7 protein-coding genes are annotated in these 7,940 nt (G+C 71.3%); 2 read left to right on the top strand and 5 right to left on the bottom strand.

What is annotated here, in order from left to right; all coding sequences use genetic code 11:
* Nucleotides 1-101 (bottom strand): CarD family transcriptional regulator (locus VE546_RS06900; protein WP_320778885.1); only part of this gene is annotated, 101 nt, incomplete at its 3' end.
* Nucleotides 102-654: 553 nt separating this feature from the next.
* On the opposite strand from VE546_RS06900, the gene VE546_RS06895 reads away from it, so the two are divergent.
* A complete protein-coding gene (locus VE546_RS06895; protein ID WP_324919633.1) occupies nucleotides 655-1,377 on the top strand; it encodes a DUF461 domain-containing protein in 723 nt (240 codons plus the stop codon).
* A gap of 113 nt (nucleotides 1,378-1,490) precedes the next feature.
* Here the strand turns inward: VE546_RS06895 and VE546_RS06890 are convergent, their stop codons facing one another.
* On the bottom strand, nucleotides 1,491-2,171 hold the full coding sequence (locus tag VE546_RS06890; protein ID WP_324919631.1) for a response regulator transcription factor: 681 nt from the start codon (nucleotides 2,169-2,171) through the stop codon (nucleotides 1,491-1,493).
* The gene (locus tag VE546_RS06885; RefSeq protein WP_324919629.1) at nucleotides 2,168-3,499 is read right to left on the bottom strand and encodes a sensor histidine kinase; all 1,332 of its coding nucleotides are present in this window, start codon (nucleotides 3,497-3,499) and stop codon (nucleotides 2,168-2,170) included. The genes VE546_RS06890 and VE546_RS06885 overlap by 4 nt, the downstream gene beginning before the upstream one ends.
* Nucleotides 3,500-3,750: 251 nt before the next feature.
* Between VE546_RS06885 and phoU the strand changes: the two genes are divergently transcribed.
* Entirely contained in the window at nucleotides 3,751-4,452 is a 702-nt protein-coding gene (gene phoU, locus VE546_RS06880) for a phosphate signaling complex protein PhoU (RefSeq protein ID WP_324919627.1), read from the top strand.
* Between the two features lie 444 nt (nucleotides 4,453-4,896).
* On the opposite strand, the gene VE546_RS06875 is transcribed toward phoU, so the two are convergent.
* Both VE546_RS06875 and VE546_RS06870 read right to left on the bottom strand, forming a co-directional pair.
* The gene (locus VE546_RS06875; RefSeq protein WP_324919635.1) at nucleotides 4,897-6,159 is read right to left on the bottom strand and encodes an extracellular solute-binding protein; all 1,263 of its coding nucleotides are present in this window, start codon (nucleotides 6,157-6,159) and stop codon (nucleotides 4,897-4,899) included.
* Nucleotides 6,160-6,821: 662 nt separating this feature from the next.
* Complete coding sequence (locus VE546_RS06870) at nucleotides 6,822-7,181, bottom strand: hypothetical protein (protein ID WP_324919625.1); 360 nt, start codon at nucleotides 7,179-7,181, stop codon at nucleotides 6,822-6,824.
* Nucleotides 7,182-7,940 lie beyond the last annotated feature (759 nt).

Here is a 7,940-nt window from a genome sequence, read left to right as displayed (position 1 = left end):
TAGGTCTTGTCCACGCCTTTGATCTGGCGAGTTTCGATGGCCTCGATCAGCGCGGCCCCGTGATGGGGATAGACCACGGTGTCGCCAACCTTGAACGTCATGTGACAGGTACCCCTTCCGTGGCTATCCAGGGTAACACGGGAACGCCCTCTTCTGAATGGCGTTTTCGCAGGTCAGGGCATATCTCGGGGCTTGACAACACCGCCCGGATCGTGCTGCGGGGTGCCCGCGGGGGCAAGAATTCGCAGGTGAGAGGGGTTCTGCGCGAGGCGGGAATCACGTGCGCCACCGCCCCGGAGAGGTCGACCGAAACACCCGTACGTCCGTTTTGCCGGAATCCCCGAGCCGGTCGAACGGCCGGTCGGAATTGATCAGGGGAGGAGCGAACGATCCGCCCGTCGATTTCCGGTGAACCTTCCGCGGCCCCTTCCGCGGGGACTTCCTCGGAATGCTCGTAATCGTTCGCACGGACGTGCAGTTGATATTCCGCGGATCGCCTCCCCGGGCCGCCGGCCGCGCCGCGCGGCCGGCGGGAGCGCGCGGTGCGGGCGAACGGCCGGTGAAGGGGACGGGCCGGGTGAAGGCGCCGCGAAGAGGGTCGGTACGCTGACCCCTGCCGTCAGAACCATCCACCCGCTAGGAGTTGCCGCCGCCGTGAGCAGCAGCCTTCGACGCGGCGCCCTCGCCGCCATCGCTCTCGCGCTCCCGATCGCCTCCCTGGCCGCCTGCGGGGCCGGGCCCGAGGCGCAGTCCCTGAACATACGGCCCGACAACGCCGCGGCCCGCATCGGCGACATCAGGGTCCAGAACGTCAACATAGTCACCGCCGAGGAGGGCTCCGGTCCGGCGACCGTCACGGCCCACATCTTCAACGGCGGCTCCAAGGACGAGAAGCTGGAGTCCATCACGGTGACCGGCTCCGGCCGGACCGTGGAGCTGAGCCCGGCCGAGGGCGAGGACCTGACCATTCCGGCGGGCGGCTCCCTGGCGCTCGGCGGCGAGGACAACGCCTCCGCGCTGATCGCCGACGCCGAGCAGGCGGGCATCCGCAGCGGCAACGCCCAGCCGGTGGTCTTCGAGTTCAGCTCGACCGGCAGGGTGGAGCTGCGCGCGACCGTGGTCCCGGCGGTCCACTCCTGGGAGGGCTACGGCCCCAGCACCGCCCCGACGCCGACGGCCGAGCCGTCCGCCTCCGAGCCGTCCGAGCCCGGCGCCTCCCAGTCGCCCGGCCCCGACGCCTCCGCCTCCGAGAGCGGCGAGCCGGCCCCGGACGCGGACGAGGGCGCGAACGACAGCGGGACCGGCACCGACGCCGAGGAGGGCGTCGGCAGCGAGCACGACGAGCACGGGGAAGCCGACGAGCACGCGGGCCACTGACCCGCCGCACCGGCAACCCGCACCGCGTACGCGTGGGGGCCGCCCCGTTCGGGGCGGCCCCCACGCGCGTCATCCCGTACCGCCGCGCCGGACACCGGACGCGGCGGGACGCGTCACGGCTCGAACTTGTAGCCCAGGCCCCGCACCGTCACCAGGTAGCGCGGGGCGCTCGGGTCCGGCTCGATCTTGGCGCGCAGCCGCTTGACGTGCACGTCCAGCGTCTTGGTGTCGCCGACGTAGTCCGCGCCCCAGACCCGGTCGATGAGCTGCATGCGGGTCAGCACCCGGCCCGCGTTGCGCAGCAGCATCTCCAGCAGGTCGAACTCCTTCAGCGGCAGGTCGACCTTGGTGCCCCCGACCGTCACCACGTGCCGGTCGACGTCCATCCGCACCGGTCCGGCCTCCAGCGCCGCCGGAGCGGCCTCCTCCGGCTCGCCGCGCCGCCGCAGCACGGCCCGGATGCGGGCCACCAGCTCGCGGGAGGAGAAGGGCTTGGTCACGTAGTCGTCGGCGCCTATCTCCAGGCCGACGACCTTGTCGATCTCGCTGTCCTTCGCGGTCACCATGATGACCGGGACGTTGGAGCGTCCGCGGAGCTGACGGCACACCTCGGTGCCGGGCAGGCCGGGCAGCATCAGGTCGAGCAGCACCAGGTCGGCACCGTTGCGCTCGAACTCCTCCAGCCCGTCCGGGCCCGTGGCCGCGACGGCCACCTCGAAGCCTTCCTTGCGCAGCATGTACGACAGTGCGTCGCTGAACGATTCCTCGTCCTCGACGACAAGCACTCGGGTCACGGGAGGACCTCCGGGGCAGGAGCAGGATGGTGGTCGTTGGAGTCGTGGGGGTCTGAGGAGTCGTAGGGGGTTCGGGAGGTGCCGTCGGCGACGTCCGCGTCGCCGAAGTCCGCCGGTTCGCGCAGCGCGCCGCTGGCCCGCTCCCGTTCACGGCGGCGGGCCTCGGCCCTCTCCCGCGCGCTGGCGGCCTCCGGCAGCCGCAGGGTGAAGGTGGAACCCTGGCCCTCCGCGCTCCACACGGTGACCTCCCCGCCGTGCGAGGCGGCCACGTGCTTGACGATGGACAGGCCCAGGCCGGTGCCGCCGGTGGCCCGGGAGCGGGCCGGGTCGACGCGGTAGAAGCGTTCGAAGATCCGCTCCTTGTCCTTGTCGGAGATCCCGATGCCCTGGTCGGTCACCGCGATCTCGATCATGTCCCCGCCCGGGGCCGCCACCCGGCGTCCCGAGATGCCCACCCGGGTGCGGGACGGGGAGTAGTTCACGGCGTTCTCGACGAGGTTGCCCAGCGCCGCCGCGAGCTGGCCGCGGTTGCCCCACACGTGCAGGCCGGCGGTGCCGCCCGCGACCATGGTGATCTGCTTGGCGCTCGCCTGCTGGCGGCAGCGGTCGATGGCCTCGGCCACCAGCTCGTCCACCCGGACGGGCTCGGAGTCCTCCAGCGGGTCGTCGTTCTGCACCCGCGAGAGGTCGATCAGCTCCTGGACGAGGTTGGTGAGCCGGGTGGCCTCGTTCTGCATCCGCCCGGCGAAGCGCTGCACCGCCTCCGGGTCGTCGGCGGCGTCCATCACCGCCTCCGACAGCAGCGAGAGCGCGCCGACCGGGGTCTTCAGCTCGTGGCTGACGTTCGCCACGAAGTCGCGGCGCACGGCCTCGATGCGCCGGGCCTCGGTCATGTCCTCCACCAGCAGCAGCACCAGCCGGGAGCCCAGGGGCGCGACCCGCGCGGAGACGGCCAGCGCCTCGCCGCGCCCGGTGCCGCGCCGCGGCAGCTCCAGGTCGGCCTGGCGTATCTCGCCGTCGCGGCGGGTCTCGCGCGCCATCTGGAGCATCGGTTCCACCGCGAGCTTCCCGCCGCGCACCAGCCCCAGGGCGTACGCGGCCGAGCTGGCCTTGACCACCGCGTCGGACTCGTCGAGCACGACGGCGGAGGACCGGAGCACGGACAGTACGGTGTCCACACCGGGCGGCAGCACGGCCTCGGTGTGGAGGGAACTGCGTGTGGGGCGGGCCTGCTCGCGCTCGCTCCAGCGGAACGCGAGCATGGCGATCACACCGGTGCACACCCCGGCGACCGCTGCCACTGCGGCGACCGCCGCGTTCACGTCCATGTGTCCAGGTTAAGCGGGCCCTTGAAGGTGGCCGTAGCCGTTCGAGGGCCTGCTCGAACAGACGTCTCCGAGAGTTCACGTCGGTGTCGGCGCCGGTTCACTTGGGCGGGCGGAACCGGACGCGTTCCGGACGGAACGTGGGAGCGTAGGGGGAGGACGGGGATCCGTCCGTCCCGGTTCGGCCCGGTCGGACCGGCCCGGGACCGGATCCGGTGCCCCCGACGTTCACGGCACGCGAGGGAAGGACAGTCATGCGGGACGCGTACCACGAGGAGCTGGACTCGATCGGGGACAGCCTGGTCGAGATGGCCCGGCTCGTCGGCTCCGCGATCGGCCGCGCCACGACGGCGATGCTGGACGCGGATCTCCATCTCGCCGAGAGCGTGATCGCCGCGGACGAGAAGATCGACAACCTCCAGCGCGATCTGGAGACCCGGGCCATCACCCTGCTGGCCCGCCAGCAGCCGGTCGCCACCGACCTGCGGATCGTCGTCACCTCGCTGCGGATGAGCGCCGACCTCGAACGCTCCGGCGACCTGGCGCAGCACGTCGCCAAGGTGGCCCGGCTGCGCTACCCCCAGTCGGCGGTGCCGCGCGACCTCCAGGCCACCATCCTGGAGATGGGCCAGCTCGCGCAGCGCCTGATGGCCAAGACGGGCGAGATCCTGATAACCAAGGACGTCGACCTGGCGCTCCAACTGGAGCAGGACGACGACGCGATGGACCTCCTCCACCGCACCCTCTTCCAGCACCTGATGGACGACCGCTGGAAGCACGGCATCGAGACGGCCGTGGACGTCACCCTGCTCGGCCGCTACTACGAGCGCTTCGCCGACCACGCGGTCTCGGTCGCCCGCCGCGTGGTCTACCTCGTCACCGGCGACTACGCGGACGAGGTCGACCCGGGCGCCGGCGTGGCCGCCGTGGAGGACGGCACGGCCGAGAGCGCGTGAGGTCCCGGGCGCCGGGCGGACGCGCCGCGCTCCCCGTCCCACTCGGTACGCGCCCGGCCCGCGGGTGTGCGAGGCGTGCCTCCGCGCGCCGTTGACGCGCTCGGCGGCGCGGGGCGCCAATGGGTGGTGAGGCGAACCGGCGACGACCGGTGAGGACCGGCTGAGGAGGAACCCATGGCGGACTTCCCGACCCCACCCAGAACGGCCGAGCACCCGGACGGGCGGCCCCCGCTGCCCCTCCTGGGGGCGTGCGGCTGCGGATCGGGGTGCTCGTGCGGCTGCCAGTCCGGCGGAAGCTGCCAGTGCGGCGGAAGCTGCGGCTGAGCCGCCGGCGGACGTAGGCCCACCGAGCACGTGCGGGGCCCGGCCGGGCGGACCGGCCGGGCCCCGCGCATGCCACCGGCCGCGCGTCCGTACACGGGCGCGCGGGTCCGCGCGTGGGCGTCACCGCGCCCGCGCGGCGTCCTCCTCCTTCTCCGCGGTCCGCTGGAGCGAGCCGAGCACGCCCGCCGGATCGCCGTCGGCCAGCACCGCCCGGCCGACCTGCTTCCTGACCTCCCGGCTGACCCGCGTCCAGGAGACCTTGTTCGCCGGATAGAACTCGGCGGCCCCGAGCCGGTCGACGAAGGGCCGCATCCGCCGGTGCCGCTCGTCGGCGCGCAGCCGCTCGGAGCCGGAGACCGTGACGGGCAGCGCGCGGTAGCGGTGGACGAACTCGTAGTGGTTCTCCACGGCGTAGACGTGGTCGAGGAACGCGCTCACCGCCTCGGTGTTGCCGTCCCGGCGGAACGCCAGCATCCAGTGGGCGGTCCCCATGGTGGTCTCCGCGACCCGGCCGTTGCCGGGCAGCGGCGCCATCCCGTAGTCGATCTTCTTCCGGTCGGCCGACCGCATCAGCGACAGGCTGCCGTTGAGCATGCCCACCTGCCCGCGGGTGAACAGGTCGAAGAGCTCCCGGCGGTTGGTGGAGGCGGGGTCGGCCGTGGTGAGGCCGGGGGCGACCAGCTCGGCGCGGAGCCAGTCCAGGGTCTCGACGTTCGCGGGCGCGTCGAGCGCGTACAGGCCGCCCTCGCCGGTGTAGCCGCCGCCGTTGCTGACCATCCAGGTCATGGCCTCGGCGTGGGCGTCCTCGGGGCCGAGCGGCAGCCCGTAGGGGACGTCGACGCCGGCGGCCTTGAGCGCGGTGGCGGCCTGCTTCACCTCGGCCCAGGTGCGCGGCGGCCGGTCCGGGTCCAGGCCGGCGGCGGCGAAGAGGGCCCTGTTGTAGAAGAGGAGCTGGACGTTGGCGGCGAACGGCAGCGCGTACTGCACGCGGCGCAGCTCGCCCGCCGTGGACAGCGCGGGGACGAAGTCCGCCTGCAGGGCGATGGAGAGCAGCTCGTCGGCCCGGTGCAGCCGGCCGGCGGCGGCGTGGTCGGCGAAGGAGCCGATCTGCGCGAGGTCGGGGGGCGTTCCCTTCCGGACCAGCTCCGCCACCTTCTGCTCGGCGCTCCCCGCGGCATGGACGGAGACCTTCACCCTGACGCCCGGGTGCTTCGCCTCGAACGAGGAGATCAGCTTCTCCCAGTACGCCTGCGTGAGGTCGTCGCCTTCGAGGTCGCCGTAGTCGGTGGCGACCATCGTCAGGGTGACGTCCCCGGACCGGGACGTTCCGCCGCCACCGCATCCGGTCGCCGTCCATGCGAGAGATCCGGCCACCCCCGACATCAGGCCGAGGAACCGTCTTCGCCGCATCGTGCTACCCCCATCGCTGAACCGGTACTGCTCCTGCGTGGGCGTTCACGGAAACGCCACACCGGAAACCGGACCGGAGACCATGGCGCGGCGTTCCGGGGAAGCCATCACAGTTGGCTGAAAATTAACGCTGTGTCGGTGGCCTGGCCACCCTCCGCCGCGGACCGATACCCAACCGAGTCCAACCGACCGGACGGTCAGCGGGCCGGATGCGACAGGGCGCCCTGTTCGCCAAGATTTTCTAAGAATGTTGCCCTGTAGGGCTTTTGCATCTCCCCAGGAGGGTTATCCTATTAATAGGCCTACGGGACGAGCGAGGGAGTTCGACCGGAGTTGCCGACTTCGGCGGAGAGCTTCGGCTCCCGCTGGGGCCGACGGCGACGGTCGGGCTGAGAGGCCGGAAGGTCGAAAGACCGGACGGCGACCCCCACTACCTGATCCGGGCAATGCCGGCGAAGGGAGCCCGTCTCGTAGGTCACCTGCGTGTCAGGAGACGTTCCACCGCCGAGGCGGTGGAACGTCTCGCTGTATGGAGTCGATCGGACGTACCTGCAACGCTGGACAACCCCGCGGCAGTGGAGGCCGCGTTGCTCGCGGCACTCGACCGGCCGGGTTCCGTGGCGGAGTCCCGCGGTTCAGCGGAACTCGTGAACCACCTGGATCGTGCCGACGATGTGGGCGTTGAACTCGTCGAGCTCCTCGGCCGGTACCCACAGTTCAAGGATCGTCCGTCCGCCCGCTTGCCGGACCGGGTACCTGCGCAGGAAGCCGGACTCGACCTCGAACCGCGTGACGAAGCCGGCGCCATCGTGCTTGACGTTCCAGTCGCGTGCGATCTTGATGGCGTAGTCCTCGTTGAGGACCGGGTAGAAGATCGGCTGCTCGGGAAGCCGGGGCGGCCAGGCGCGCCAGTCCAACTCCCGCACCAGCTCCAGTTCCCGGGGACCGGTGGGGCGCCACAGGGTCGTCGTCGCTTGCCTGCTGGTCACGGACATCGCTTCTGGACGGGACCGCCGCCGGTGCGGCCGGCCGGGAGCCCGACGGTACCGACGGCCCCGGTACGGCGGCCACCGGGTTTCGAAACACGGTCCCGAGGAACGACTGAGCCCCCTGCCCGCGGAATCCGCAGGTAGAGGGCTTGATCGGCCTACGGGGCTACTTCTTGCCCTGGGCCCTGTCGCCGATCTTGATAACCTGCGCTTTCCCTGATCAGGAGCGGCGAGCCAGTGCGCTTAGTGGTCGTCGTCGGTCGTCGTTGACCACTGTTGAGCGGCCTCAGACGCCCCAGAGACAGCCCGGCCCTGCCCGGCGCGGGGCTATCTGACCGATGGCGGGGTGCCCTCAATATGATCCCTCTGAGTCTCAGCCGACGACAATCAGCCACGACTGCGGGTCACCGACCAGGCACGCGTATGCCTCGCTGCACCCCCACCGACCTCAGCCACGCTGCTGATGCCGTCGACCAGAGCAACCCGCGACGGCTGGCCCGTGCCACAGTGCCCGAACCCTCAGCATGGGAAACCTGGGCTTCTTGGCGGTAGTTGCTGCATTGACCTGCGGCGGGACAGTAGCGGAGCTCTGGTCGTCCCCGTGACCAGCCCCACTGTTCCCTGTGGCTCACCACACGATCTAGCTGTGCTGTCCCGGGACGTTGGTGACACGCGTGCTGGGTGCTCTTGAACAGGTGAGGGCCTTCTGGGTTCGGTGTGGATTGCGACATCTGCACGCCGACCGCAGGAGGCCCTCGTGTCCCA

Source organism: Streptomyces sp. (assembly GCF_035644915.1).
Lineage (GTDB): Bacteria > Actinomycetota > Actinomycetes > Streptomycetales > Streptomycetaceae > Streptomyces.
The sequence above is the reverse complement of the archived record's forward strand: the minus strand, read 5'-3'. Positions and strand labels throughout refer to the sequence as shown.